This is a genomic window from Actinobacillus indolicus (genome assembly GCF_004519515.1).
GTDB lineage: Bacteria > Pseudomonadota > Gammaproteobacteria > Enterobacterales > Pasteurellaceae > Glaesserella > Glaesserella indolica_A.
This window is the reverse complement of record NZ_CP038145.1, coordinates 1,545,944-1,569,132: the sequence shown is the minus strand read 5'-3', so window position 1 is coordinate 1,569,132 and position 23,189 is coordinate 1,545,944. Positions and strand designations below refer to the sequence as shown.

The 23,189-nt window shown below is 38.5% G+C and carries 24 protein-coding genes and 9 tRNA genes; 12 read left to right on the top strand and 21 right to left on the bottom strand.

What is annotated here, in order from left to right; all coding sequences use genetic code 11:
• Nucleotides 1-149 precede the first annotated feature (149 nt).
• Nucleotides 150-1,007 (top strand): phosphoribosylaminoimidazolesuccinocarboxamide synthase, encoded by an 858-nt coding sequence (locus tag EXH44_RS07825; protein WP_162856965.1) that lies wholly within the window; start codon nt 150-152, stop codon nt 1,005-1,007.
• Nucleotides 1,008-1,580: 573 nt separating this feature from the next.
• On the opposite strand, the gene pgi is transcribed toward EXH44_RS07825, so the two are convergent.
• From pgi to EXH44_RS07755, 14 genes are all read right to left on the bottom strand, one after another.
• Entirely contained in the window at nt 1,581-3,221 is a 1,641-nt protein-coding gene (pgi, locus tag EXH44_RS07820; RefSeq protein WP_162856964.1) for a glucose-6-phosphate isomerase, read from the bottom strand.
• Between the two features lie 18 nt (nt 3,222-3,239).
• A complete protein-coding gene (gene ubiK / locus EXH44_RS07815; RefSeq protein ID WP_162856963.1) occupies nt 3,240-3,500 on the bottom strand; it encodes a ubiquinone biosynthesis accessory factor UbiK in 261 nt (86 codons plus the stop codon).
• A 117-nt stretch (nt 3,501-3,617) separates the two neighbouring features.
• Nucleotides 3,618-3,692, bottom strand: a tRNA-Gln gene (locus EXH44_RS07810).
• Between the two features lie 46 nt (nt 3,693-3,738).
• Nucleotides 3,739-3,813, bottom strand: a tRNA-Gln gene (locus tag EXH44_RS07805).
• A gap of 24 nt (nt 3,814-3,837) precedes the next feature.
• Nucleotides 3,838-3,922: transfer RNA gene (locus tag EXH44_RS07800), tRNA-Leu, on the bottom strand.
• 3 nt (nt 3,923-3,925) lie between these two features.
• Nucleotides 3,926-4,002: transfer RNA gene (locus tag EXH44_RS07795), tRNA-Met, on the bottom strand.
• Nucleotides 4,003-4,184: 182 nt separating this feature from the next.
• Nucleotides 4,185-5,003 carry a shikimate dehydrogenase gene (gene aroE, locus EXH44_RS07790; RefSeq protein ID WP_162856962.1) on the bottom strand — a complete coding sequence of 273 codons (819 nt, stop codon included), beginning with the start codon at nt 5,001-5,003 and terminating at the stop codon, nt 4,185-4,187.
• 3 nt (nt 5,004-5,006) lie between these two features.
• The gene (gene tsaC / locus EXH44_RS07785) at nt 5,007-5,561 is read right to left on the bottom strand and encodes an L-threonylcarbamoyladenylate synthase type 1 TsaC (RefSeq protein WP_162856961.1); all 555 of its coding nucleotides are present in this window, start codon (nt 5,559-5,561) and stop codon (nt 5,007-5,009) included.
• Entirely contained in the window at nt 5,561-6,091 is a 531-nt protein-coding gene (locus EXH44_RS07780; RefSeq protein WP_021109872.1) for a DNA topoisomerase family protein, read from the bottom strand. Before EXH44_RS07780 ends, tsaC begins: the two co-directional genes overlap by 1 nt.
• 7 nt (nt 6,092-6,098) lie before the next feature.
• Nucleotides 6,099-6,404: a N(4)-acetylcytidine aminohydrolase gene (gene yqfB / locus EXH44_RS07775; RefSeq protein ID WP_162856960.1), complete on the bottom strand. Its 306-nt coding sequence runs from the start codon at nt 6,402-6,404 to the stop codon at nt 6,099-6,101.
• The gene (gene recX / locus EXH44_RS07770; protein ID WP_162856959.1) at nt 6,397-6,852 is read right to left on the bottom strand and encodes a recombination regulator RecX; all 456 of its coding nucleotides are present in this window, start codon (nt 6,850-6,852) and stop codon (nt 6,397-6,399) included. The genes yqfB and recX overlap by 8 nt, the downstream gene beginning before the upstream one ends.
• Before the next feature lie 56 nt (nt 6,853-6,908).
• On the bottom strand, nt 6,909-8,021 hold the full coding sequence (recA, locus tag EXH44_RS07765) for a recombinase RecA (RefSeq protein ID WP_180338921.1): 1,113 nt from the start codon (nt 8,019-8,021) through the stop codon (nt 6,909-6,911).
• 144 nt (nt 8,022-8,165) lie between these two features.
• The gene (locus EXH44_RS07760) at nt 8,166-8,771 is read right to left on the bottom strand and encodes an aminotransferase class IV family protein (RefSeq protein ID WP_162856958.1); all 606 of its coding nucleotides are present in this window, start codon (nt 8,769-8,771) and stop codon (nt 8,166-8,168) included.
• Nucleotides 8,749-9,720 carry an aminodeoxychorismate synthase component I gene (locus EXH44_RS07755; RefSeq protein WP_162856957.1) on the bottom strand — a complete coding sequence of 324 codons (972 nt, stop codon included), beginning with the start codon at nt 9,718-9,720 and terminating at the stop codon, nt 8,749-8,751. The genes EXH44_RS07760 and EXH44_RS07755 overlap by 23 nt, the downstream gene beginning before the upstream one ends.
• A 32-nt stretch (nt 9,721-9,752) precedes the next feature.
• Here EXH44_RS07755 and EXH44_RS07750 point away from each other — a divergent pair, with 32 nt between their 5' ends.
• From EXH44_RS07750 to EXH44_RS07740, 3 genes are all read left to right on the top strand, one after another.
• Nucleotides 9,753-9,977: a cation efflux transmembrane domain-containing protein gene (locus EXH44_RS07750; protein WP_162856956.1), complete on the top strand. Its 225-nt coding sequence runs from the start codon at nt 9,753-9,755 to the stop codon at nt 9,975-9,977.
• On the top strand, nt 9,967-10,671 hold the full coding sequence (locus EXH44_RS07745; protein WP_162856955.1) for a cation diffusion facilitator family transporter: 705 nt from the start codon (nt 9,967-9,969) through the stop codon (nt 10,669-10,671). Before EXH44_RS07750 ends, EXH44_RS07745 begins: the two co-directional genes overlap by 11 nt.
• Before the next feature lie 143 nt (nt 10,672-10,814).
• Nucleotides 10,815-11,579, top strand: coding sequence for a glycosyltransferase family 32 protein (locus EXH44_RS07740; protein WP_162856954.1), 765 nt, complete (start codon nt 10,815-10,817; stop codon nt 11,577-11,579).
• Nucleotides 11,580-11,618: 39 nt separating this feature from the next.
• Here EXH44_RS07740 and EXH44_RS07735 read toward each other — a convergent pair whose 3' ends face one another.
• From EXH44_RS07735 to EXH44_RS07725, 3 genes are all read right to left on the bottom strand, one after another.
• Nucleotides 11,619-12,188: an anthranilate synthase component II gene (locus tag EXH44_RS07735; protein WP_162856953.1), complete on the bottom strand. Its 570-nt coding sequence runs from the start codon at nt 12,186-12,188 to the stop codon at nt 11,619-11,621.
• Nucleotides 12,188-13,804: a DNA recombination protein RmuC gene (locus EXH44_RS07730; protein WP_162856952.1), complete on the bottom strand. Its 1,617-nt coding sequence runs from the start codon at nt 13,802-13,804 to the stop codon at nt 12,188-12,190. Before EXH44_RS07730 ends, EXH44_RS07735 begins: the two co-directional genes overlap by 1 nt.
• 124 nt (nt 13,805-13,928) lie before the next feature.
• Nucleotides 13,929-14,360, bottom strand: coding sequence for an RrF2 family transcriptional regulator (locus EXH44_RS07725; RefSeq protein WP_162856951.1), 432 nt, complete (start codon nt 14,358-14,360; stop codon nt 13,929-13,931).
• Nucleotides 14,361-14,513: 153 nt separating this feature from the next.
• Here EXH44_RS07725 and hmpA point away from each other — a divergent pair, with 153 nt between their 5' ends.
• Both hmpA and pepB read left to right on the top strand, forming a co-directional pair.
• Nucleotides 14,514-15,716: an NO-inducible flavohemoprotein gene (hmpA, locus tag EXH44_RS07720; protein ID WP_162856950.1), complete on the top strand. Its 1,203-nt coding sequence runs from the start codon at nt 14,514-14,516 to the stop codon at nt 15,714-15,716.
• 337 nt (nt 15,717-16,053) lie between these two features.
• Nucleotides 16,054-17,346 carry an aminopeptidase PepB gene (gene pepB, locus EXH44_RS07715; protein ID WP_162857555.1) on the top strand — a complete coding sequence of 431 codons (1,293 nt, stop codon included), beginning with the start codon at nt 16,054-16,056 and terminating at the stop codon, nt 17,344-17,346.
• Between the two features lie 58 nt (nt 17,347-17,404).
• Here the strand turns inward: pepB and EXH44_RS07710 are convergent, their stop codons facing one another.
• From EXH44_RS07710 to gltX, 3 genes are all read right to left on the bottom strand, one after another.
• Nucleotides 17,405-18,193 carry a glycosyltransferase family 32 protein gene (locus EXH44_RS07710; RefSeq protein WP_162856949.1) on the bottom strand — a complete coding sequence of 263 codons (789 nt, stop codon included), beginning with the start codon at nt 18,191-18,193 and terminating at the stop codon, nt 17,405-17,407.
• Nucleotides 18,194-18,437: 244 nt separating this feature from the next.
• Nucleotides 18,438-18,513: transfer RNA gene (locus tag EXH44_RS07705), tRNA-Ala, on the bottom strand.
• Between the two features lie 82 nt (nt 18,514-18,595).
• Complete coding sequence (gene gltX, locus EXH44_RS07700) at nt 18,596-20,035, bottom strand: glutamate--tRNA ligase (RefSeq protein ID WP_162856948.1); 1,440 nt, start codon at nt 20,033-20,035, stop codon at nt 18,596-18,598.
• Between the two features lie 181 nt (nt 20,036-20,216).
• On the opposite strand from gltX, the gene EXH44_RS07695 reads away from it, so the two are divergent.
• The 6 genes from EXH44_RS07695 to pilW all read left to right on the top strand — a co-directional run bounded on the left by EXH44_RS07695 (nt 20,217) and on the right by pilW (nt 22,774).
• Nucleotides 20,217-20,292, top strand: a tRNA-Val gene (locus EXH44_RS07695).
• A 46-nt stretch (nt 20,293-20,338) separates the two neighbouring features.
• Nucleotides 20,339-20,414, top strand: a tRNA-Val gene (locus EXH44_RS07690).
• A gap of 57 nt (nt 20,415-20,471) precedes the next feature.
• A tRNA-Val gene (locus EXH44_RS07685) sits at nt 20,472-20,547 on the top strand.
• A 42-nt stretch (nt 20,548-20,589) separates the two neighbouring features.
• Nucleotides 20,590-20,665, top strand: a tRNA-Val gene (locus EXH44_RS07680).
• A gap of 242 nt (nt 20,666-20,907) precedes the next feature.
• Nucleotides 20,908-22,068, top strand: a complete 1,161-nt coding sequence (rlmN, locus tag EXH44_RS07675; RefSeq protein ID WP_162856947.1) for a dual-specificity RNA methyltransferase RlmN — start codon at nt 20,908-20,910, stop codon at nt 22,066-22,068.
• Nucleotides 22,069-22,198: 130 nt separating this feature from the next.
• Complete coding sequence (gene pilW, locus EXH44_RS07670) at nt 22,199-22,774, top strand: type IV pilus biogenesis/stability protein PilW (protein WP_162857554.1); 576 nt, start codon at nt 22,199-22,201, stop codon at nt 22,772-22,774.
• Here the strand turns inward: pilW and EXH44_RS07665 are convergent.
• On the bottom strand, nt 22,767-23,162 hold the full coding sequence (locus EXH44_RS07665; RefSeq protein WP_162856946.1) for a SufE family protein: 396 nt from the start codon (nt 23,160-23,162) through the stop codon (nt 22,767-22,769). The two genes, pilW and EXH44_RS07665, sit on opposite strands and share 8 nt — an antisense overlap.
• Nucleotides 23,163-23,189 lie beyond the last annotated feature (27 nt).

The window sequence follows — 23,189 nt, the reverse complement described above, 5'->3', positions numbered from 1 at the left end:
AAAAATGAATGGCTCACAAAATACGATAAAAAGAGAAAGATGACAAGCTTTTTTTGTGTTAAAGATAAATTATTTTTATGACAAATAGCAAACGTTTGCGTAAATTGCTATAATTAGCCTGAATTGTTCAATCTAATAGGAATCCTGCCATGCAAATCAGCCTAAAAAAAATCTATTCGGGTAAAGTCCGTGACCTTTATGAAATTGATGATAAACGTATGCTTATGGTAGCAACGGATCGCCTGTCCGCTTTTGATGTCATCTTAGATGATCCGATTCCACGCAAAGGGGAAATTCTGACCCAAATTTCTAACTTTTGGTTTGATAAATTAGCGCACATTATGCCAAATCACTTTACGGGTGATTCAGTCTTTGATGTGCTTCCAAAAGAAGAAGCAGAAGCGATTCAATACCGAGCAGTCGTGTGTAAGCGTTTAACCCCTGTTAAAATTGAGTCGATTGTTCGTGGCTACTTAACAGGCAGCGGCTTAAAAGATTACCAAAAAACAGGCACAATTTGTGGTCTTGAATTACCAGAAGGTTTAGTTGAAGCAAGCAAATTGCCTGAACCAATTTTTACACCATCAAGCAAAGCGGAAGTAGGCGATCACGATATCAATATCAGTTATGCCGAATGTGAACGTCAAATTGGTGCAGAATTAGCGGAAAAAGTGCGAGATGCTGCAATTCGTCTTTATAAAGAAGCTGCAGATTATGCCTTAACAAAAGGCATTATTATCTGTGATACCAAATTTGAATTTGGTTTAGATGAAAATGGCGTATTAACATTAATGGATGAAGTATTAACCCCTGACTCAAGCCGTTTTTGGTCGGTTGAGACTTATAAAGAAGGGACAAACCCGCCGTCGTTTGATAAACAGTTTATTCGTGATTGGTTGGAAAACAGCGGTTGGAACAAACAAGCACCAGCGCCTAAAGTGCCAGCCGATGTCATTGAGAAAACCGTGGAAAAATACCAAGAAGCGTTGGATCTACTAACAAAATAAGTAAACAAGCGGTAAGATTTTAGCAAATTTTTACTATATCGTAGTTACATAAAGTCTGATTAACTCAATATTTCAAAGGCATAGTAGACAAAATGGTTGCTAATGAATATTTTTAATTATTCTTAGCAACTCTTTTTATTTAAAAAATCCTTTATAAACATAATCTCATGTCTTTTCGTTAATCCTGCATGATGCGATAATTTCTTCTTTAGTTGTCCAAATAAGTTTTCAAGTCTATTTGTCGTTTTTTCGATATTTAAATCGCCATGCTTTTCATAGGTAAATAAATAATCCATATAACGTTTAAAACTATGATAAGCACTTCTTACATTCCGATGTTTATAAGGATAAAACACTTGCCATAGACTGTCCCATAATTATTTATATAATCTTTGTAAAATTATTAATATTAAGGAAAAGATAAATAACATTTTATAGAGAAATGAATTTAGTAGAAGATATCTCTAACAGGCTAAGTTGGTAAAGATCTTAGTAAATGATCATTACCAACTTTTATTCCTAGCGCTATATAGAATAAAAAATTCTAATAACTATTCTATTTACCTTTAGAGCCTATCTCCAAGTTTTGAACTGATTAATCAAACCATTCGTTGAACTGTCGTGGCTAGTAATGGTTTCGTTATTTTCTAGCTCTGGCAAGATACGGTTGGCAAGTTGTTTGCCTAACTCAACGCCCCATTGGTCAAAGCTATAAATATTGAAAATCACGCCTTGAACGAAGATTTTATGTTCATACATTGCAATCAACGCCCCTAAAGTGAATGGGGTGATTTTTTGGACTAAAATCGAGTTCGTTGGTTTGTTTCCTGTAAATACTTTAAATGGCACAATTTCTGCAACTTCTTCTAAAGATTTACCCGCTTGTAAGAACTCTTGTTCTACCACTTCTTTGGACTTACCAAAAGCAAGTGCTTCAGTTTGTGCGAAGAAGTTTGAAAGCAATTTAGGGTGATGATCACCAATCGGATTATGCGTTTGCGCTGGTGCAATAAAATCACACGGGATTAATTTTGTGCCTTGGTGAATTAATTGATAGAAGGCGTGCTGTCCGTTTGTGCCTGGTTCACCCCAAATGATAGGTCCTGTTTGATAATTAACAACTTTCCCATCTCGTCCAACATATTTACCGTTAGATTCCATATTGCCTTGTTGGAAATAAGCTGCAAAACGGTGTAGATATTGATCGTAAGGTAAAATCGCTTCTGATTCTGCACCTAAGAAGTTATTGTTCCAAATGCCGATAAGGGCGAGTGTCAATGGGATATTTTGCTCTGCTGGGGCATTAAGGAAATGTTTATCCATTGCGTGTGCACCATCAAGTAGCTGCTCAAAGTGTTCAAAGCCAATAGAAAGTGCAATAGATAACCCAATCGCAGACCAGAGTGAATAGCGTCCGCCAACCCAATCCCAAAATTCAAACATATTTTCCGTATCAATGCCAAATTTAGCGACCTCTTTGGCATTGGTTGAAAGCGCTACGAAATGTTTCGCCACAGCAGATTCTTCTTTGGCGGTATCCAATAACCATTGACGTGCTGAAAGGGCATTCGTCATTGTTTCTTGAGTGGTAAAGGTTTTTGATGCAACAAGGAAAAGGGTTGTTTCTGGATTGACTTTAGCTAAAGTTTCAGCAATATGAGTACCATCAACATTAGAAACAAAGTGCATTGTTAAGTGATTTTTGTATGGGCGTAATGCTTCGGTGACCATATATGGCCCTAAGTCTGAACCGCCAATCCCAATGTTTACCACATCAGTAATCGCTTTGCCTGTGTAGCCTTTCCACTCCCCTGAAATTACACGCTCACAGAAGCCTTTCATCTTCGCAAGAACTGCATTCACTTCTGGCATCACATTTTTGCCATCTACTTCAACAGGAGTATTTGAGCGGTTGCGTAAAGCAGTATGAAGCACCGCACGATTTTCCGTACGGTTAATTTTTTCGCCATTAAACATTGCATAAGTGGCTGATTTAACTTGGCATTCATCAGCTAACTGATGAAGTAATGCTAATGTATGTTCATTAATCGCATTTTTAGAAAAATCAACGAGAATTTGATCTTCAAAACGCAGTGAATATTTATCAAAACGTTTTGGATCTTCATTAAATAACTGTGGAATCGTCAAATTCTCAGCTTTGTGCTGTTCAAGGGCATTCCAAGCGAAAGTTTGGGTTGGATTGATATTTTTCATTAAATTATCCTCTAAAATTTAATTTTGTAATTCTGTTGATGATGTTGAACTTAATTCATCTAAGCGTTTTTCTAATTCATTCAATTTTTCACGGGTGCGAAGTAATACTTGCGATTGAACTTCAAACTCTTCACGAGTGACCACATCAAGTTTAGCAAGTTGGGCTTGTAAGATTTGTTTAAATTTTTCTTCTAAATCATTGCCCACGTTTTTTAAACCTTGTGGTAATGTGTTGTGAAGTTGCTGTGCGATAGACTCTAAATTTTTTGGATTAAGCATAATATTCCCCTTGTAAATTAGGGCATTAATTTTAAAGAATTTCAGTAAAGATAAAAAGCAAAGAATAGAGAGAATTCGAAAAATCAGAGAATTATTTGATCTAGGGAGATAAGAAGATGGCTGGGGTACTAGGATTCGAACCTAGGGATGCTGGGATCAAAACCCAGTGCCTTACCGCTTGGCGATACCCCAAAAGAAAAAAACTAACTTGCGTTAGTTCATTTGATTTGAAATAATATGGCTGGAGTACTAGGATTCGAACCTAGGAATGCTGGGATCAAAACCCAGTGCCTTACCGCTTGGCGATACTCCAGTCGTTTTATTTGCAAGCTTCAAATGGTGCGGGACGAGGGACTTGAACCCACACACCTCTCGGCGCCAGAACCTAAATCTGGTGCGTCTACCAATTTCGCCAGTCCCGCAAATGGTGGCTACAACGAGATTCGAACTTGTGACCCCAACATTATGAGTGTTGTGCTCTAACCAGCTGAGCTATGTAGCCATTTGCGTCACCATATCGGCTTTGCGGGGCGTATTATGCTGATTTCACTCTACCTCGTCAAATACTTTTTTGAAAAAAGTAAATTTTTCTGTCTGTTTGACTAGAGATTCGGCAAATTGTTAGAAAAATCAACAATACACTATAGAAACTATTGATTTTATAATAAGTTAACATTTGCTTTTTTAAGATTCCATTTCTTGTTTTAACTGTTTCAATATAGGTTCAACATCTGGTAATACATCTTCCCACAACTGAAACGCATAAGCCGCCTGCCCGACTAACATTCCTAAACCATCTTGGCACTGTGTTGCCCCTTGTGAACGGGTGTATTCAAGAAATGGGGTCTGCATATTTGGGGCATACTGCATATCATAAATGTTGGCGTACGTAAGCAACTGTGCTGGCAATTCAACGCACTTACCTTGTAAGCCAAGCGATGTCGCATTGATAATTAAATCAAACGACTGTTCGATAAGTTCATCGAAACAAGCGGATTGAATTTGCCCAAATTTTGCAAATTTTTCAGCTAAACTGACCGCTTTATCTGCAGTTCGATTGTAAATGGTGATCTGCTGTTGAGCTTGTAATAAGGGATAAAGCACGCCTTTGGTTGCTCCCCCAGCCCCTAAAATCAGTATACGTTGACGTGGTTTAAGCCAACCTAAACGGGCAAGATCGGACACTAACCCAACACCATCAGTATTATCCGCATATAAACGCCCATCATCTAACCGTTTGAGCGTATTACAGGCTTCGGCTTGTAAGCAACTTTCGCTATAAAGATCCGCAAGAGCAAAGGCTCTCTCTTTAAAAGGGGCTGTGATATTTGCACCTTTGGATCCTTCTGCAAAAAATTGTTTGAGTTGCTGTTCAAACTGTTGTTCATCGCCTAATTTCGCTACATAAGAGATCGCTTTGTCCGTTTGTTGCCCGAAAAGTGTATGTATTCTTGGGGATTTGCTTTGTGCAATCGGATTTCCCCACACTGCGTACTGGTTCATTGTCTATCCTTGTCGAAAAATATATTGGCTAAAAATGTCACGGATTTCAGACGGATTTGATTTTCCACCTGTGGCTTGATCTAATACTGGGAACTCAGATCCAAATTGTTGTCGAACCTCGTCGGCCGTTCGGCAAGGGGGCAATGTCGTTAAATTTGCACTAGTTGAAGTGAGTGCAAAACCTGTCGCTGTACAAAGTTCAATAACGGCTGGCACTTGGCATAATCGCACGGCAATGGTTTCAAACTGCCCCTTCAGATAACGTGGAACCGTTGCTTTGGCTGGCATTATCCAAGTAATCGCCTGATCGCCGAGCGTTTCAAAACGTTGCCATTCCACTTCTGTCAAATGTGTATCATCAATGTAGGGCAGAAGCAGTTCTTTGTGGTGAGCAATTAAAATCAGCCCCTTGTCTTCTGGACGATTTTTTAATTGAAGTAGGGATCTCACCGCTTGTTCACTTTGCGGATTGCAACCTAATCCGAAAACGGCTTCAGTAGGATAGGCAATTACTTGATTTTGTTTAAGTTTTTCAATAAGTTGATTAAAAGAATACATTATTCGCTTTCACTAAATAGATGCTGACATTTTCTGTTTGCACAGAGAAAATAGGTTTTCCCACGCACTTTTTTTATGGTGGCGAGTTCACCCAAACATTGTGGGCATTGTTGTTTTACAGGCTTAGTGGGTAAGGTAAATTTACACTCAGGAAAACCTGAACAGCCATAAAATGTTTTACCTGAACGCCCTGTGCGTGCCACTAATTTATGTTTTTGACATTCTGGGCAGTCAAATTCTTCTTCGATTTCAGTTTCTTCGTGTACCGTAAAATGGCAGTCAGGATACTGGCTACAACCGATAAACATACCAAAATGCCCTTGTTTTAATTGCAATGGCGATTGACATTCTGGGCATTGTTCATCAAGGGTTTTGATGATATGGCTTGCTTGATGGATAGGTTTGAGATAATCGCATTGCGGATAGCTACTACACCCTAAAAAAAGCCCCTGCTTCCCCCGTTTTAGTTGTAATGGGGAATGGCATTGCGGACATAATTCTGTCTGTTTCGTGGACTTAAAAAGGCTCATTTTTAAACTATATTAACTCAAATTCAATCACAAAAAAGTCGTTATCGTTCGGGTAAATCTCTTTGATCACTTGTTTTAGTTCGGCAAGTGTCATATTTTCCTGTTTAGCGTGTGTTTCATTAAGCTGTTCAAACTGAATAGGAGTAACAGACAGCACACGAATACGGGCAAACAAACGGTCTGTTTCATTTGTAAAAACACTCAACTCTTGACCCGCTTGAAAATAGCTTTCTGACTTATCTCGAATGGTAATGGTCTTTTTACCACTGACAATATCTGCTTCAAAACGGCTAAAAAAAGTAATTTTATTCATCATAGTCACCATAATTCAGATCCAATAAATGCCTAAAATGATCGTTATAAAAACCGTGGCTAACCATATATCGCCACATTTTTTGCTTCGCTTTTATATCCCAATGTGATGGTCTTTTTTTCTCAAAAAGACGTTCGGCAAGTTCAAAAAAATCAACTTCCGCTTCATCAATGGCTTGGCTAATCACCCACTCTTTTACCCCTTTGAGCTGTAACTCTTGTTTTAGACGGCGTGGTCCATAGCCTTGTTGTGAACGATAGCGGACGTAACTTATCGCAAAGCGTTCATCACTTTGCCATTTATTCGCTTTTGCCTGTTCAATGGCTTGCTCAATTTCTTGTGCATTATATTCTTTAAGTTGTAATTTGTGGCGAATTTCAGCTTCGCTATATTCTCGTTTAGAAAGTAGATAAAGCAAATAGCTATTTGCAGAATATTTATGTGTCATTAATTTACTGCGGTAAAATAAAAATGCGGTTTATGATAAACCGCATTGAAATTAGATTATAGTTCTTCTTCGTTAAACTCATCTGCATCATCTTCCACAACTTCTGCATCAGACGATTTCAGTGAGCTATTATTTTTCATTAATGTTTGACGAATCTCTTGTTCAATCTTATTCGCAATTTCAGGGTTCTCTTTTAACCATGTCACTGCATTATTTTTACCTTGACCAATCTTCGTTCCTTCATAAGAGAACCATGCGCCTGCTTTCTGAATTAAACCATTTGCTTCAGCTAAAATCAGTAATTCATTCATTCGTGAAATACCTTCACCATACATGATATCAAATTGTACTTCACGGAATGGGGGTGCAACTTTATTTTTCACCACTTTTACTTTCGTCTCGCTACCAATAACTTCATCGCCATCTTTTACAACACCGCTACGGCGAATATCTAAACGAACAGAAGCATAGAATTTCAGTGCATTACCGCCTGTTGTCGTTTCTGGGTTACCAAACATCACGCCAATTTTCATACGGATTTGGTTAATAAAGACCACTAAACAGTTGGTATTTTTGATATTTGCCGTGAGTTTACGCAATGCTTGCGACATTAAACGCGCTTGTAAGCCCATATGCGAATCGCCCATCTCACCTTCAATTTCTGCTTTTGGTGTTAATGCAGCAACGGAGTCAACAATAATGACATCAACAGCACCTGAACGCACTAACGCATCACAAATTTCTAATGCTTGTTCACCGTTGTCAGGCTGAGAAATTAATAATTCATCAGTATCTACGCCTAAGTTTCTTGCATAGATAGGATCTAAGGCGTGCTCTGCATCAATAAAGGCACAGGTTTTACCCGTTTTTTGTGCTTGAGCGATTAAAGAAAGCGTCAAGGTCGTTTTACCTGAAGACTCAGGACCATAAATTTCAACAATACGCCCCATTGGCAAACCGCCAATACCTAATGCAAGGTCTAGACCAATCGAACCCGTTGAAACGGCTTCGATATCTAATTGCTGAGTCTGTCCTAATTTCATAATTGAGCCTTTACCAAATTGTTTCTCAATTTGAGTAAGTGCAGCTTCAAGAGCTTTTTGTTTGCTTTCTGGATCTGCTTGCTTTGTTACAGCGGTATTTTTAGATGACTTTTTGTTATCAGCCATAATGCTTTCCTTTATCTATTCAGTGTTTCTATTCGACGTTCGACGACAGTGCCGCCACTTAACTGTAAATTATTATACTGTTTAACTATACAGTTTCAACTGTTTTTTTCAAGTTTTTCGATCGATGTCACAAATTTTGCAAAATTACCGCAAGATGTGACCGCTTGTAATAGGTACTGCCCTTTGAAGATCAAAAGGATTTAAGGCATTAATCACCATTATCTGCTCATAATCAAAAAGTGCTTCCACAGGTATATCAGCTAAGCTAATTTTTTGCTCATCTAATAAATAACTCAGCTGCGTGCCTTTTAATAAATAATGATTTGGGCTATACCATTTTCCTTGTTTTAAAAAAAGTAAATTACCAATAGAACAATCACTAATAAAACCATTATTAACAAGAATAATTTCATCACAAGCGGTTTGTTTTAATTTATCTAATTCAAGTCGGTCAGTATATTTGAATTGATAATCAAAATTTTCCACATAAACGCATTGAAAGGTTTTTATTGATTTAGGTATATAATGAAAAAACTGAATTTGATATTCTTTTGTATTATAATCAATGCGACAACGCACTAATCCATTTTGATATTCTTCAGGCACTTTAATAATATCTAACAGTTCAAAACTATTTTCGTGCTTAAAATAATCTATAAATGCATTATTCATTCGTTGTTGATGATAAAAAATATTTTGTATTTTACCATCAATAATCGCTACCGTTTCAAAGAGTGGATATTGGCACATAAACTTTCTCTAAAATTTCATTATATTCTTCATCTAGCTGACTTAATGCAGTAATTCCGCCACCGCTACGAAAATAATATGTATCCCCTTGTTTTTCAATATAGCGAATAGCCACCGCACTCTCTACATTTTCACCATCAAAATAACCGAAAATCCCCGTATAATAACCACGTTCTTGTTGTTCTGCTTGTTGAATAATTTCAACGGTTTTCACTTTAGGCGCACCGCTAATTGAGCCTGCTGGCAAGAGTTTATCCAACATTGTGCCAATATTTTCTTGCCAATTTTCATCAAGTTCTCCACAAATTTCGGAACTCGTCTGATAAATCGCCCCACGATGTGTTTCCACTTTTTCAACATAGCGGTATTTCGTGACTTGAATATATTTCGATACTAAAGCTAAATCATTCCTAATTAAATCAACAATGGTATTATGTTCGGTAAACTCTTTTTCTGAATTTAATAATTTATTTACCGCATCTTCTTCATTTGCATTTATTGTTCCTTTCATAGGATAAGAATAGATTTTATTCTCTTTAATACGAATGAAACATTCAGGAGAAAAACAGACAAACTTTTCATCTAATAACAATTTGTATCTAGCTTTACCTTGCTGAAAAATTTGTGCTAAATGATAATTTGTTTTAATTTCAGTTTGCTGAGTTAAGTTTAAAAGGTAACTATTTCCAATTTGGATTTGTTGTTGAACAAAATCAAAGGCTTTTTTATATTGTGGATAATCAGGTGGAATAATCTCTAACTCAAAATTTCCATTTATTTTTAATGGTTGAATGAACTTTTGTTGTCCATTAAAATCAAAATAAAGCCCTTTATCTTCAATTTCAGATAAAGGATAAATTAATGGTTTCTGTTTTTCAAAATCAATTAAAAAGAAAAAAGGCAAACGCATTTTTCCATACTGATTGGCTAGTTGAATAAATTGTTGCATTTTGATATTTCTATTATTCGGAGTTAAAACCTATGTCGCATTCACATTCTTATATGGAGTCGCATGCCCCACAAAATAAGCGTATCCTATTGATTAGCTTAGCTATTATAACGACTTTTATGGTCGTTGAAGCAATCTCTGGCTATTTCTTTAATAGCCTTGCCTTACTTGCTGATGCAGGGCATATGGCAAGCGATAGTTTATCGCTCTTATTATCGCTTTTTGCACTCTATATTGGCAAAAAAAATGCCAAATAAAATAATGAATTTTGGTTATCGCCGTGCAGAAACACTGGTTGCCCTTGTAAACGGAAGCACACTTGTGATCATTGCAATCTACATTATCATTGAAGCCGTCGGGCGTTTAGTCAATCCAAGCCCAATTATGTCACTACCGATGATTGCCGTTGCCATACTTGGCTTGATAATGAATATTGTGGTTGCTCGCATTATGTTATCAAGCGACCAAAGCAATCTAAATATGAAAGCGGCATATTTACACGTTGTGGCTGATACATTGGGTTCTGTTGCAGCTATTCTTGCTGGGCTTGGAATGTATTTCTTTAACTGGTTATGGCTAGATGCCGTGGCGAGTGCGGCGGTGAGTATTATTATCTTCCGTAGTGGCTTTAATGTCTGTCGTACAGAGATCCGTTTGTTAATGCAGGGTGTGCCAACGAATGTAGATGTGGCAAAAGTAGAGCAAATGTTGCTCGAGCCGAAAGAGATTAAATCGATCACCCGTATGCAGATTTGGGGCTTAACCGAAGATGAAATCTACCTTTCTGCTCAACTCTGCTTCGCCGAAGATGTGGATACAGAAACAGAAAGACAAATTTTGTATAACCTTGCGAAACGTTTTCACGAAATGGATATTCACGCCACATTGCAAAATGATTTAGCCGTCTATTTTGAACAGCACGGAAAAGCGGAGATTGCTCATCATCACTAGACTTCAATCTTATCTACTTTCTAGCTACTATATCATAAGTAGTAGCTAGCTATTCTCCCTGTATTTTCAGACACAAATTTGATCAAAAAAAAAAAAAACGATTTATAATCACCATTATTTTTCACAAAAGGAATATATTGGTCATGAATATTTTTCAAATTTTTATTTCTGATGAAGGTGAAAAAGACGTCGTATTTTCTCCCTATTTGGAAATGGCAATAAACTCTGTCAAATCAAGTATCCCACATACATCACACCATATTTATTCTCATCAAGAATTAAGAGAATGGATTCAGCATGAATATGGCAATGAAATTCTACAAGCCTTTGATAAACTTATTCCTTACGCCTTTAAAGCGGATCTTGCTCGTTATTTATTGCTTTATAAATTTGGAGGCTGGTATTTTGATATCTCCGTTCGAGTACTTAATGGAGTCAATGTTGGAAATGATATTGATTTTATTACATTTTTCGATATGCCTCTTTATTCTAAAGTTTCATACGCTTGCAACAATGCCATTATTTATTCAAAAGCAAAAAGTATTATTCTTGAAGACACCATTAATGAGGTCTTAAAAAATATTGCAAATGAAAATTATGGAAAAAGTGTATTAGCACCAACAGGCCCTATTTGCTTAGGAAAGTTTGTTGCAAAACATACTGAAAAACTCAATATTCATACAGGACTATTCACAGAATTAACTCCTTCATACCCAAATAAAAATAGAGGTTTTGTTTTAGATAATGGTATTTTGTTTGCATTACATAAACCAGGAAATATTGGAGGAGATCTTACTCAACTAGGCGCGAAAGGCACAAATAATTATGGTGAACTCTATAGAGTTAGAAATATTTACAATAAAAATATTCATTTACCCAATGATTTGATACTAAATTATAACATTTAAGAATTTATAGATAGAATATTTGACGAGTAAGAAGGTTCTTTAATCTGACAAATTTAACCAATTTCTCAACATCTGTTCCCCGTATTCCGTAATAAAAGACTCAGGGTGAAATTGCACGCCATAGATTGCAAGAGAGCGATGTTTAACCGCCATTAATACGCCTTGATCGCAAGTCGCAGTAGCAACAAGCGGTGTATTTTCTAATGATTTTTGCGAAATCGCCCAAGAATGGTATAAGCCGATATTGAATTGCTTCGGTAAATTTTTAAACAGTGGGTTGGCTTGTTGCTGAATTAATGGGCGTTGCTGTCCGTGGCGAACTTGATTAAGATTGTAGAGTTCACCGCCAAAAAATTCGCACAAAGTTTGATGTCCAAGACAAACACCTAAAATTGACTTATGTTGGTGATAACGTTCTAGCATTGCAAATAGTTGTGGATATGCTCTTGGCACATCAGGACCTGGTGAAATCATAATATGGCTAAAACGTTCCACGTCGTCTAAATCTAACTCTTCCACAGGCACCACCTGCATTTCAACCCCGATTTTGCGTAATAAATCAACAAGGTTAAAAGTAAAAGAGTCGTGATTATCAATAATAAGCAACATTAAACATTATCCTGTGTTATCGGTTTTTCAACCAGTAAATGTAAACGAGTCGTATCCCAATCGGTTTCAAGTAATTCAACTTGTGGCGTTGTCTGCTGTGCTTTAGCGGAAAGCTGTTGGAACCGCTCGACTTTCCCTAGTAATCCCTGTTTACCGACCAGTGCTGTGACACTTTGGTTATATTGATTGCTCGCTGTATTCAAGGTGTTACCCAATTTAGCAAGACGCTCTGCAATGACGCAAACTTGGTTATAAATATCCCCTGCTTTTTCGCTGATCTCTCGTGCCTCTGCATTACCTCGCTCAATTCGCCATAAATTTGCGACCGTGCGTAAAATCGGCATTAACGTTGTGTGAGAAACCAAAATGACATTACGTTCATAGCCATAATTAAAGAGCTGTGGATCGTGCTTCATTGCTTCAATATAAGCAGGTTCAATCGGTACAAACATCAGCACGAAATCAGGGCTTTTTATCCCAATCAGCTGGCTATAATTTTTCTTAGACAATCCATCAATATGGGTACGAAGTGAACGGCAGTGTTCATCAAGTGCTTGTTGAATTGCAAAATTATCTTCGGAACGTACCGCTTGATCGTAGGCAATCAAGGAAACTTTACTGTCTAAAATCAAATGCTTATCGTCAGGTAACTTCACCACAAAATCAGGAGCAAAGCGTTTTCCCTCTTCATCTCGGTAGCTCTCTTGGGCGACATAATGTTCCCCAGCCAAAAGCCCTGCTGTTTGTAACGCACTTTCTAACTGAATTTCCCCCCAGTTTCCTGCAATTTTATTATTGCCTTTTAATGCAGTAGTAAGATTTTGTGCTTCCTGTGACATTGACAGCCCAATTTCAAGCACGCGTTTGATCTCAGCCCCCAAATCCGCATTGCCTTTTATTGCTTCACTATGCACCTCATTGACACGTTTTTGAAAACTTTCGATCTGCTCTTTAAAAGGCTTGAGCAGTAAATCGAGTGCTGACTGATTACTCTCAGAAAAGGATTTACTCTTTTCTTCCAGAATTTGTTGAGCAAGATGTTGAAATTCAACATTTAACTGCTGGCGGACTTCTAGGAAATTCTTCTGTTGAGTTTCAAAATTTGCCTGTTTTTCCGAAAGTGTCGTGCGTAATTCCGTTAATTCTTGTTGTGATTGGGAAAATTTAGCCTGTAACTGACCGCTTTCTTCTTGCTGATGTTGTAGCTGTAACTGAGTTTGTTGTAACTGTTCTTCCAAACTTTCCGCTTTAGTCTGAGCCGAACCGATCCGCTCTTTTAATTCATTAATATAACGTTCTAGTTGGTCTTCCTGTAATTCTGCCTGCTCAAGCTGTTGCTGAAGTTTTTGAATCGCTAAATCTCGTTCATTTAAACGCTCAAGGGTTGATTCTGCTTTTGTCTGTTGCTGAACAGCAAATTGTTCTACTTGATTTTTTTCAAGGGAAATTTGCTCATATTTTTGCGAGAGCGTTGAAAACTGCTGTTGTAATTGCTCAAGATCTTGTTGCAACTCTTGGCTATCTCGTTGTGAACGGGAGTAGCTAAAAAAGAGCCAAAGTGAGATCAATAAGAGTAATGCTATCGTTGCATAAAGCCAAATTGGGTCGAGGTTCATAGGAATATATACTGTAAAAATAACTAGTGGTATTTTAACGAGTTTTGGGATTAAAAAGCAAGATACAAAAGTAGGAACACCATTCAGCGCCCTACGGAATATAGAGAATAGTATTAACTATGTCTTACAGTTTCACATCAATCGAAATACTTTTGATCAATGCTTGAGATCCAATACATTCTGAAATCGTATATTGGTTCAAATATTGGTAAAACTGCTCAAGAGCATCATGTAATATAGACTTAAACTGACAATTCGGTTTTAAAACACATACTGGAGAATTGCAATTTACAAGCTTTGGATCACCCTGCAATGTTCTAACCACTTCCCCCACAGGCATGGAAAGTACTAAAGAAGAGACTTTAATCCCACCACCTTTTCCTCTCGTAGTAATTAACCAATGTTGCTTTGCCATGAAATGAACTACTTTGACTAAATGGTTTTGCGATACATTAAGTTTTTCTGCAAGATGTGGGATAGTATGAAGCTCTTCTTGATGATGAGCAATATACATCAACACGCGAAAAGCATAATCGGTAAATTTACTCAGCTGCATAGGTCATCCTTTCATGATTTTTTTATTCCTCTCTTATGGCGATAGTTTAAACCATTTTTTGTTATTTTTTATGATTTAGTTCATTGCAATGATAAGATTAAAAGATGTATTATAAATATATCTTTTAATCCGTTTCATTTGAAGGAAAAACCTATGTCTCTTACCGCTCAACAAATCGAATTAGTTAAAGCAACCGTGCCTGTTTTAAAAGAAAACGGTGTTGCCCTGACAAGTTATTTTTATAACCGTATGTTAACTAATCATCCTGAACTCAAAGAAGTGTTTAACTTAGGGCATCAACGTAGTGGTGCACAAGCACGTTCATTGGCGGGTGCAGTATTGGCTTATGCTGAAAATATTGAAAATCCAGCCGTATTAGCATCTGCGATTGAATTAATGGCACATAAACACGTGAGCTTAGAAATCCAAGCACCAGACTACCAAATTGTCGGTACAAACCTACTTCATTCCATCAGCGAAGTATTAAATATTTCTATGGACGATCCTTTAATTGATGCATGGGCTGCAGCTTATGGGCAATTAGCAGAAGTATTAATTAATACAGAAAAAGCCATTTATGATGAGCATGCACAAACGCAAGGTAGCTGGTTAGGCTGGCGTAAATTTAAAATTGCGAAGAAAGTAGAAGAAAGTAGCGAAATCACATCATTCTATTTAGTTCCTTCAGATAATGGCGCATTACCGCAATATAAAGTAGGGCAATATATTTCTGTTCGTGTATTTGTTGAAGATCTTGGATTAAAACAGCCACGCCAATATACTTTATCGGATAGCCCAAAAGCTGATCATTTACGTATTTCTGTAAAACGTGAAGATGCCAAAGCGGATTTTGCGGCTGGTTGGGTTTCAAATACCCTACACAACCTTAAAGAAGGCGATGAAATTGAAGTCACTGCGCCAACAGGGAATTTCTTCTTACTTGACCACAATAAGAAAAATGTTCTAATTAGTGGCGGTGTCGGTTTAACACCAATGATTGCAATGCTAAACGGCTTGGTTGATGCAGGTATTCCACAACCTGTCAGCTTTATTCATGCTTGCCGTAATGCACAAGTGCATGCGATGAAGCAACATATTGAGCAAGTGAAAGCACAATACCCAACGGTACGTAGCTTCGTGGCTTATGAAGAAGATAACGCAAATGAAGCTGATGTAGTCGGTCGTTTAGATTTAACACAAGTCCCAAGCGATATGTTACCAAAAGATGCCGATTACTATTTATGTGGTCCAGCATTCTTTATGCAAGCGCAACATAAAGCATTAGTAGATTTAGGTATTTCGCCTGCTCAAATTCATTTAGAAGCCTTTAGTACAGGTGGCGTTCAGCTAAGCTAACCCTTACAAGCGGTAGGATTGTCATTCTTTTTTGTAAAAAAATAGCGGTATTATGCAGTACTTGCACAAACATTAAATGTTTTCGTAGGGGCGGGGTTTATCCCCGCCCGAATCTCGTTCGAACATCAGGACTTACGGGCGGGGATAAACCCCGCCCCTACATAAATTTTCCTAAAATTGACTTTTGTGCAACTACTACATAATACTGAAAAATAGGCAGATCTTACCGCTTGTCTCCCTTCCCTTTTCTCCAAACGTAAAGTCGATACCTCCACGTTAGAAAGCGATCTATAATGCATTACTTTTTTCAATTCATTAAGGAATGTGTATGGCAACGATGAATATTACTCTTTCAAAAAATCCAGCCCCTGAAGTTTGGGGAAAAAAGGCGATTTTATCGGCAAACGATCAAGGTATGACCATTCATCTGGTAAAAGATGAATTAACCACCATTCAACAAGCAGCTCGCAAAATCAAAAATCAAAACATTTTAAATGTGGCTTTAACAGGCGAAGGCTGGGGGTTAGAACAATGTTGGGCGTTCCATCAAGGGTTTGTGAGCGTGAAAAATGCAGGCTCAGTAACCTATCCTGCGTTAAATGAGCAACAAGCAGAATTTGACGCTCGCCTTGCGTGTAGCACCTTTACCCGTGACATTATTAACGAACCATCTGACCGCTTAACCCCCGAAGTATTGGCTCACAAAGCGGCAGAATTTATTCTGCACCAAGCGGATAAATATGTCGGAAAAGGCAAGGTATCTTTTGAAATCGTTGCTCGTGAAGCATTGAATGAACGTGGCTACCACGGCATTTGGACAGTCGGTAAAGGCTCGGCACATTTGCCAGCGATGTTACAACTTGACTATAACCCAACGGGCAATCCAGATGCTCCTGTGTTAGCCTGTTTAGTTGGTAAAGGCATTACCTTTGACACGGGCGGTTATAGCTTAAAACCAAGTGACAGTATGTCCACAATGCGTACCGATATGGGCGGAGCAGCCTTAGTCACAGGGGCTTTAGGTTTTGCTATTGCGCGTGGCTTAAAACAACGTGTGAAGCTCTATCTTTGCTGTGCAGAAAATATGGTAAGTAGCCGAGCATTCAAATTAGGCGATATTATTACCTATCGCAATGGCGTAACCGCAGAAGTGTTAAATACCGATGCAGAAGGGCGTTTAGTGTTAGCAGACGGTTTAATTGAAGCCAGCAAACAGAAACCACAGTTTATTGTCGATTGTGCGACATTAACAGGAGCAGCCAAAGTGGCGGTGGGCAATGACTACCACTCAGTGCTATCAATGGACGATCAATTAGTCGCTCGTTTATTTGCGTCCGCCAAAGCCGAAAACGAACCTTTCTGGCGTTTACCATTTGAAGAGTTCCACCGTTCTCAAATTTCATCTTCCTTTGCAGATATTGCTAATATCGGCTCTGTTCCCGTTGGTGCAGGGGCAAGTACTGCGACCGCCTTCTTATCCTATTTTGTGGAAAATTATCAGCAAAATTGGTTACATATTGACTGTTCTGCAACTTTCCGTAAAACTCCAAGTGAGTTATGGGCAGCAGGTGCAACGGGGATTGGCGTAAAAACCTTAGCGAATCTATTAGTTTCAGAGAGTAAAGAGTAGTAGATCAAAAAGTTGCTAACATTTATTGATTTAAATCTTAGCAACTTTTATCTCAAAATTATTTTAATAAATCTTCATTCTTAGCATGGTTCCATTTACCACGTTTTTTATCCATATACTGAAAATATTCGTTAGTAAATGTGCCTTGCGCACAAGTGATCTTATCTCGACGGTGATTAACTATTTTACCTTCCAACGCCATATTTAAGGTTGTTGGCCCTGTCAGCGAAAATACCCCGCCATCGATACGACGTTGTTCAATATTATCAATAATAATGTCCAAGGTATCTTTTAAGAATGAGTTCCCCTTCTCACTCGCTAGAAAGAAATTGGTATATTTATCTCGTCGGGTAATAATCACTTCACTGTCATTTTCACCAATAATAGAAGATAAATTCCACACTAAATGTCCATCAATATCCATATAAATTCCACCTTCATTATATAAGGTGAAAATACGCCAGAAATCTGCCTGAGCCGCACCATCCGTAAGTTTACTATAAGCATTAAAAGTACGCTCATCCGCATTTGCTTTAATATATTCTGCTCTCTCTTCCGTACTTACATAGCGATAGTCATAATCCAATGATAAAAGGCAGTTCACTAAATAATTACAATAAACTGGTAATGTTACTCGGTTACTGTAATTCGTTTGCCAAATCGTTTTATTAATTCTAGTTGGCTTTGTTGATTTAATTTTAGCAGGACTAAATTCTGGAATCGTAAAACGCTTTTTAGGAAAAAGTGCATGAAAAGGATAACTTGATACTTTAATAATATTGCCAAGTAAACGCCACAAGCCATTTGCGACGACAATAGGTTTATCACATTTTGTAGGTTTGCTCATAGAAACTCCTTTAAAATCAATTTATCTTAGCATTTTCTTGATATTGAAAAAAGTAGCGAAGTAGACAAAATAGTAACCAACATAACAACTGCTTTTTCCATTTTAAGTAGCTATTCACTGACTAAATTTGATAAATAACTTAAAACCTATTGTTGATGTTTACTTGTACTGATAGAAAAAAAGCCTTGAAACGTTGTGCTTCAAGGCTTTCTGTTATGTTCATTTACGTCTGTTTAGGTTAATTTGGTGGAGATAATCGGGATCGAACCGACGACCTCTTGAATGCCATTCAAGCGCTCTCCCAACTGAGCTATATCCCCAAAATTGCGAGAAATGATATGCTCTCGCTTTTTTTCTGTCAATCTGAAAACAGTGCAAACAGATTAATTGATTAAAAACTAACTAGTTCTGCGCTTCAATAAATGCAATCGCTTTTTGAATACGCACGAGCGTTCTCTCTTTGCCAACTAATTTTGCGGTAATATCCATAGATGGCGACTGCCCTGAGCCTGTTACGGCAAGGCGGAATGGCATACCGACTTTACCCATACCGATTTCAAGCTCTGTGGCTGTTTGGTTCATTGCATCGTGGATATTTTCAACGCTCCAGTCATCACAAGCGGTCAGTTTTTCCAATAATTTTGCAAGTGGTGCAATCGCTTCTGCTTTGAAGTTTTTCGCTACTGCTTTTTCATCATAGCTATCAAATTCTTGATAGAAATAACGGCTTTGGCTTGCCAGTTCTTTTAAAGTTTTTGCTCGTTCACTTAATACAGGGATAATAGCTTCCAATGTAGGGCCATTCGTTGTGTCAATGCCTTGATCATTCATGTGCCATGCCAAGTATTTAGCGACATGCTCTGCCGGTAAACTACGCATATAGTGTTGGTTTAACCACTGTAATTTTTCAGTGTTAAAGGCACTTGCTGATTTGCTTACCGAATGAATATCGAATAATTCAATCATCTCTTCACGAGTGAAGATCTCTTGGTCGCCGTGTCCCCAGCCTAAACGTACGAGATAGTTAATTAAGGCTTCCGGTAAATAGCCATCATCACGATATTGCATGACGCTGACTGCACCATGACGTTTAGAAAGTTTTTGACCATCATCGCCGTTAATCATCGAAACGTGTGCATAGGTTGGAATTTCTGCCCCTAACGCTTTTAAGATGTTGATTTGGCGTGGCGTGTTGTTGATATGATCTTCGCCACGAACAACGTGGGTAATGCCCATATCCCAGTCATCTACAACCACACAGAAGTTGTAGGTTGGTGCGCCATCGGTACGACGGATAATTAAGTCGTCCAATTCGCTGTTGCTGATTTCAATGCGTCCACGCACGGCATCATCAAAGACCACTGAGCCTTCTGTTGGATTTTTAAAACGAACAACGTGCGGTTCGCTTGGATCGTGTGAATGATCGCCTAAGCAATGGCGGTCATAACGTGGTTTTTCTTTATTTGCTTCTTGGTTTGCACGTAATTCATCTAAACGCTCTTTTGAGCAATAGCAACGGTATGCAGTGCCTTCTTCAATCATTTGATCGATCACCTGGTTATAACGATCAAAACGTTTTGTTTGGAAATAAGGGCCGTGTTCCCACGCCAAGTTAAGCCATTCCATGCCTTCAATGATCGCAGCGGTTGCTTCCGGGGTGGAACGCTCAAGGTCGGTATCTTCAATGCGTAGTACAAATTCGCCGTTGTTATGTTTAGCATATAACCAAGAATAAAGGGCGGTTCTTGCACCACCAACGTGTAAATAGCCAGTCGGGCTTGGTGCGAAACGAGTACGCACTTTTACATTCGGATCTAAAGGGAAAAGGGTTTCAATTTTCATATTATCGCCTATATTTTCAACAATGTTTTTAAACAAACAGATCTCGGTATTTTACCCCTCTTGAGCGGAAATCCTAGTAGAAAATCAGCAATTTGGGCGAAAAATTCAACGAACAAGTAAAAAATAGCAAAAATGGATTGACTGAAAATTTTTGAACTCTATAATGCCACCCCACAACGACGGGCGATTAGCTCAGTTGGGAGAGCACCTCCCTTACAAGGAGGGGGTCACTGGTTCGAGACCGGTATCGCCCACCACTTCAACTTTTGAAGTCCGTTGTTACAATCTAATTTAGTTTGAAAAGGGCGATTAGCTCAGTTGGGAGAGCACCTCCCTTACAAGGAGGGGGTCACTGGTTCGAGACCGGTATCGCCCACCACTTTTTTAAAGTACCAACCTTTCAAACTTCCCATTAGTTTAAATGCTTATCTTAAGTGGGCGATTAGCTCAGTTGGGAGAGCACCTCCCTTACAAGGAGGGGGTCACTGGTTCGAGACCGGTATCGCCCACCACTTAATCCAAGTGTTTAAACTAGTCGAAACCGCAAGGTATTCGGGCGATTAGCTCAGTTGGGAGAGCACCTCCCTTACAAGGAGGGGGTCACTGGTTCGAGACCGGTATCGCCCACCACTTTACTTTTCATCAATATCCTTTTTATTTTGCAAACTTTTTGTTTTATCTAACCGCTTGTATTTTCATTTTGTTATTTTTGTGATCCCCATCGAAAAATTCATTATTTCAACTTTTCAAATCTTGTAAAAATCACTAGCCTAAACAAGCAGACAACAGTAGAATTGCCGACTTTAATTTAACTAAACCCTAGCAAAACTAACCTTTTGCCACAAACCGTGTAACAACGAGGCTTTCAAACAATGTCTGAACAAATTCAAGCAACGGACGTAAGTTGCAATTCAACCAAAACTGAAAAAATTAACTTATTAAACCTAAACCGTCAGCAGATGCGTGAACTGTTTGCGGAGATGGGCGAGAAACCATTCCGTGCCGATCAGCTGATGAAATGGATTTATCATTTTGGTGAAGATAATTTTGATAATATGACCAACATCAACAAGGTGTTGCGTGAAAAATTAAAACGGATCGCTGAAATTAAAGCACCTGAAGTTGCCGTAGAACAACGTTCTGCCGACGGTACAATCAAATGGGCGATGTGGGTTGGCGACCAGCAAATTGAAACGGTATATATCCCAGAAGATGATCGTGCTACCTTGTGTGTTTCTTCGCAGGTGGGTTGTGCCTTGGCTTGTACTTTCTGCTCAACGGCACAGCAAGGCTTTAACCGTAATTTGAGCGTATCTGAAATTATCGGGCAGGTGTGGCGAGCTTCAAAAATTATCGGTAACTTTGGTGTAACGGGTATTCGTCCGATTACCAATGTGGTAATGATGGGAATGGGTGAGCCATTGCTAAATATGAATAACGTTATTCCGGCAATGGAAATTATGTTAGACGATTTTGCTTATGGTCTGTCTAAACGCCGTGTGACCCTTTCTACATCAGGGGTTGTGCCTGCGTTGGATAAAATGCGTGAGCAGATTGATGTGGCGTTGGCAATTTCATTGCACGCACCAAATGATGAGTTGCGTAATGAATTAATTCCGCTGAATAAAAAATATAACATTAAAATGTTAATTGATTCGGTGAATAAATACTTGGAAGTATCAAACGCTAATCACGGTAAAGTGACGATTGAGTATGTGATGTTAAGTCACGTCAATGATGATGTGGAACACGCCCATCAGCTTGCTGAAGTATTAAAAAATACCCCAAGTAAAATCAACTTAATCCCGTGGAACCCGTTCCCAGAAGCACCTTATGCGAAGAGTTCAAATACACGTATTGATCGCTTCCAAAAAACTTTGATGGAATATGGTTTTACGGTGACAGTACGTAAAACTCGAGGTGATGATATTGATGCTGCCTGCGGACAGCTTGCTGGTGATGTGATTGACCGCACTAAACGCACCCTTGAAAAACGTAAATTTGGCGAAGGGATTGCGGTTCAAAATCAATAAAGACAGATATAAGAAAGATGTAGGGACGCCACGCTTGGCGTCCGTTTAATCTAGGCTTGTGTAAAAGTAATACTTAAAGGACGCCAAGCGTGGCGTCCCTACAATTTACTTTAAATCTAGGAGTTAAATGATGACCTTCGCAAAATTTTTCCGTAATTTGACCGCTTGTAGTGTGGCGTTATGGCTTGTTGCTTGTACAAATCAAACCGCAAAGGTGGATTTTAACCGTTCAGAAGCCGTCAAAGCTCGCATTAATTTAGCACTGGCTTACCTTGAGCAATCTGATTTTCCAAAAGCGAAAGAGAACATCGACAAAGCGCTTGAACACGATGCAAAAGACTATTTACCGCACTCTGTACTTGCCTATTATTACCAACAAACCGGCGATAGCCCAAAAGCAGAAGAAGCCTACCAACAAGCCCTGAAGTTAAGTAAAACACAGAGCAAAAGCAACCAATTTCGTCCCGATGTATTGAATAACTACGGTACCTTTCTCTGTAAACAAAAGCAATTCGACAAAGCCTATCAGCAATTTGAAACGGCATTAACCAGTCAAGAAGCCTATTATAATCAAGCAGATACACTAGAAAATATCGCCTTATGTGCCAATATGGAAAAGAATGTGGCTAAACAAAATGAGGCTTTAGAGGCTTTGGCGAAATTAGATCAAACAAGGGCAGATAAACTTCGCCCGCTTTTTAAATAGAGAAATGAGACTTTTCTCGAATAATGTTTTGTAATTGCTGAAGCCCATTTAACCTTGTACTTGTTAAGTGGCGAGTTATTTGCAAATCATCAAAAAGCGTTTGAATTTCAAATAATTGCAATGCTTCAGCTGATTTTTCCGTAACAAAAGCAATCAACACCACTAACACCCCCTGCATTAAACGAGCGTCGCTATAACCTTGTACTTGACGTGGCTCAAGATGAAAATCAAACCATAAACGGCTTTCGCACCCGTGAATTTCTTGCCACTGCTCAAGCTGTTGTTCGGTTGGTTTGGGTAATTGACGGCTTAATTGAATTAACAAGCGGTATCTTTCTTCCCAAGATTTGCAAAGGGCAAACTGGGCATTGATTTCATCAAATGTCATAAAATCCTAGTAAGTATATCAACGATA

Coding starts and splice junctions, on each gene's coding strand:
- EXH44_RS07825 (WP_162856965.1), top strand. CDS start 150: ATGCAAATCAGCCTAAAAAAAATCTATTCGGGTAAAGTCCGTGACCTT.
- pgi (WP_162856964.1), bottom strand. CDS start 3,221: ATGAAAAATATCAATCCAACCCAAACTTTCGCTTGGAATGCCCTTGAA.
- ubiK (WP_162856963.1), bottom strand. CDS start 3,500: ATGCTTAATCCAAAAAATTTAGAGTCTATCGCACAGCAACTTCACAAC.
- aroE (WP_162856962.1), bottom strand. CDS start 5,003: ATGAACCAGTACGCAGTGTGGGGAAATCCGATTGCACAAAGCAAATCC.
- tsaC (WP_162856961.1), bottom strand. CDS start 5,561: ATGTATTCTTTTAATCAACTTATTGAAAAACTTAAACAAAATCAAGTA.
- EXH44_RS07780 (WP_021109872.1), bottom strand. CDS start 6,091: ATGAGCCTTTTTAAGTCCACGAAACAGACAGAATTATGTCCGCAATGC.
- yqfB (WP_162856960.1), bottom strand. CDS start 6,404: ATGAATAAAATTACTTTTTTTAGCCGTTTTGAAGCAGATATTGTCAGT.
- recX (WP_162856959.1), bottom strand. CDS start 6,852: ATGACACATAAATATTCTGCAAATAGCTATTTGCTTTATCTACTTTCT.
- recA (WP_180338921.1), bottom strand. CDS start 8,021: ATGGCTGATAACAAAAAGTCATCTAAAAATACCGCTGTAACAAAGCAA.
- EXH44_RS07760 (WP_162856958.1), bottom strand. CDS start 8,771: ATGTGCCAATATCCACTCTTTGAAACGGTAGCGATTATTGATGGTAAA.
- EXH44_RS07755 (WP_162856957.1), bottom strand. CDS start 9,720: ATGCAACAATTTATTCAACTAGCCAATCAGTATGGAAAAATGCGTTTG.
- EXH44_RS07750 (WP_162856956.1), top strand. CDS start 9,753: ATGTCGCATTCACATTCTTATATGGAGTCGCATGCCCCACAAAATAAG.
- EXH44_RS07745 (WP_162856955.1), top strand. CDS start 9,967: ATGCCAAATAAAATAATGAATTTTGGTTATCGCCGTGCAGAAACACTG.
- EXH44_RS07740 (WP_162856954.1), top strand. CDS start 10,815: ATGAATATTTTTCAAATTTTTATTTCTGATGAAGGTGAAAAAGACGTC.
- EXH44_RS07735 (WP_162856953.1), bottom strand. CDS start 12,188: ATGTTGCTTATTATTGATAATCACGACTCTTTTACTTTTAACCTTGTT.
- EXH44_RS07730 (WP_162856952.1), bottom strand. CDS start 13,804: ATGAACCTCGACCCAATTTGGCTTTATGCAACGATAGCATTACTCTTA.
- EXH44_RS07725 (WP_162856951.1), bottom strand. CDS start 14,360: ATGCAGCTGAGTAAATTTACCGATTATGCTTTTCGCGTGTTGATGTAT.
- hmpA (WP_162856950.1), top strand. CDS start 14,514: ATGTCTCTTACCGCTCAACAAATCGAATTAGTTAAAGCAACCGTGCCT.
- pepB (WP_162857555.1), top strand. CDS start 16,054: ATGAATATTACTCTTTCAAAAAATCCAGCCCCTGAAGTTTGGGGAAAA.
- EXH44_RS07710 (WP_162856949.1), bottom strand. CDS start 18,193: ATGAGCAAACCTACAAAATGTGATAAACCTATTGTCGTCGCAAATGGC.
- gltX (WP_162856948.1), bottom strand. CDS start 20,035: ATGAAAATTGAAACCCTTTTCCCTTTAGATCCGAATGTAAAAGTGCGT.
- rlmN (WP_162856947.1), top strand. CDS start 20,908: ATGTCTGAACAAATTCAAGCAACGGACGTAAGTTGCAATTCAACCAAA.
- pilW (WP_162857554.1), top strand. CDS start 22,199: ATGACCTTCGCAAAATTTTTCCGTAATTTGACCGCTTGTAGTGTGGCG.
- EXH44_RS07665 (WP_162856946.1), bottom strand. CDS start 23,162: ATGACATTTGATGAAATCAATGCCCAGTTTGCCCTTTGCAAATCTTGG.